Origin of the sequence: Streptomyces sp. TRM68367, assembly GCF_014495685.1 — a bacterium.
Classification (GTDB): Bacteria; Actinomycetota; Actinomycetes; order Streptomycetales; family Streptomycetaceae; genus Streptomyces.
Genome location: NZ_JACTVI010000253.1, coordinates 1 through 1802, shown reverse-complemented (window position 1 = coordinate 1802; position 1802 = coordinate 1). Strand labels below are relative to the sequence as shown.

Here is a 1802-nt window from a genome sequence, read left to right as displayed (position 1 = left end):
CCAAAGCGTCGGCCAGTACCTTCAGGTGGTCGGCGACCGTGTTCGAGCCGGCGCTGCCGGTACGCAGCAGCATCGCCAGGCACTCGTGCGTGTTCGCACACCACGCGGCCAGCGGATGGAACCCGAAAGTCTTCTTCCAGGTCGCAGAGGCGCCCTGCTTCTTGGACGCGGCGGTGATGATCGTGGCGTCCATGTCGATCACGACCCAGCCGTACAGCCGCTTCCCGGCGACCGTCAGCCAGGGAACCCACCCGGCCGCAGGCACAGCAGCGACCACACGTGGCGGCGCACCTTCGCCCGGGCGCGGGCCAGCGCAGCCAGCACCTGCTCGTCCAGATCGGCGAGCGCACGACGGGTGGTGGAGTCCGACACCCCCGGCCCGAACAGGCCCTGATGGTGGGCCTGCAGGGCCTCGGCATCGCTCAGGTTCCGCGCCCCCAGCACGATCGCCACGGCGAGTTGCACCAGCACCGCACCCCGCTCGCGCCAGCCGTGCCCGCCGCCACCGGGCAGCACGGCCGTCACCGCGGCCGTCAACCCCGTACGGTCCGCCAGCCGGCGCAGCAGCACCGCCCCGGCATACCCGATCAATCCCTTCCCGTCCGCGGCTACGGACAGCCGCCGATCCCACCCTGTAGGCTCGCTCACCAGATTGGTGCCCTGACTCTCGCAGCGGATACGACCTCGACACTCGCATCCTTGCAGGCCAGCGGCACCTATCTGCTACCGGGCCGTCAGATCGCCCAATTCAGCTGAATTCCCAGGGTTGGGTTATCAGGGGCGTCGTGCCCAGTACAAGGCGTGCCCGCCATCGCCTTCGGGCACGAACTCCTCCCGTTCGACGGTCAGTCCGGCCTGGGTCATCCACGCGCGGTTGGTGGCGGCATCCGCGTGGCTCAACCACATCGGGGCTCCGCCACCGAGCCAGTTCTCGTCGACGCCGGTCCACGCACGGTGTCCAGTAGTCGCCACGAGCCAGCCTCCCGGGCGCAGCCACGCGGCGACCCTCTGCAGCAAGGGCGGCTGCTCGGACAGTGGAATGTGGATGAGGGCGTAGAGGGAGACGACAGCGTCGAAGGGTGCGTCGTCGAAGGACGCGGCCGTGGCATCGACCTGGATGAACTCCGCCTCGGGCACCCGTTCCCGGGCCCGGCGGACCTGCACCGCGCTGATGTCGATGCCGGTGACCCGGTAAGCGGCATCGGCCAGAGAACGTGCTACCGGCACCCCGCTTCCGCAGCCCAGGTCCAGCACGGTGCCACCGGCCGGGATGCGTGCGCGCAGGTCGCTGAGCCATGGCTCGTACTTCGTCTCGGCGCCGTACGCCTCGTCATAGCGCACGGACAGCGCGTCGTAGCCACGCCGGACGACGTCTTTGGGGTCCTCGAGGTCCATGCGCGGCGACGGTAGCCAGTTGCCCGAGTCACAGCGAACGGATTTCGAGCTCATGCGCGAACCGGCTCAATCAACTGGGCTGGTGGCGGACGCCGTTGCCGTGTGGTCGCCGTGATCACGGGGCCGCAGAGCCGGGGCGCCGAGGGCCACCAGGAACACGAGCGCGGCGGGGATGCCCAACGCGTCGGGCAGTCCGATGAACGTGCTGACGCTGCCGATGACGATGGGGCCGACGAGAAAGCCGACGTATCCGAGGCTGACGACGAGGGACAACGCGGCGCCCGCCTGGGCCGGGTCACGCTGGCCCGCGGCGGAATAGACCCAATGCCGTGTAGTTAGGGCTTGCCGATTAATAACTCGCTGTCTTGATCTCCGGTGGGTGGGTGAGTCCTGCCGCGCTGGCGAGG

General features: G+C 69.2%; 3 protein-coding genes and 1 pseudogene. All 4 read right to left on the bottom strand.

The window, feature by feature from the left end:
• Positions 1–193: pseudogene (locus H8R17_RS48480) on the bottom strand (IS1380 family transposase); the annotation flags it as partial.
• A 41-nt stretch (positions 194–234) separates the two neighbouring features.
• On the bottom strand, positions 235–570 hold the full coding sequence (locus tag H8R17_RS48475; protein WP_262506066.1) for a hypothetical protein: 336 nt from the start codon (positions 568–570) through the stop codon (positions 235–237).
• Positions 571–774: 204 nt separating this feature from the next.
• A complete protein-coding gene (locus H8R17_RS45315) occupies positions 775–1395 on the bottom strand; it encodes a bifunctional 2-polyprenyl-6-hydroxyphenol methylase/3-demethylubiquinol 3-O-methyltransferase UbiG (RefSeq protein ID WP_187828972.1) in 621 nt (206 codons plus the stop codon).
• Between the two features lie 66 nt (positions 1396–1461).
• Positions 1462–1668 carry a hypothetical protein gene (locus H8R17_RS45310; protein WP_187828971.1) on the bottom strand — a complete coding sequence of 69 codons (207 nt, stop codon included), beginning with the start codon at positions 1666–1668 and terminating at the stop codon, positions 1462–1464.
• Positions 1669–1802 lie beyond the last annotated feature (134 nt).

What these genes read in the sequence shown, in the direction of transcription:
- H8R17_RS45315 (WP_187828972.1), bottom strand. Translation starts at nt 1,395, where the DNA reads ATGGACCTCGAGGACCCCAAAGACGTCGTCCGGCGTGGCTACGACGCG.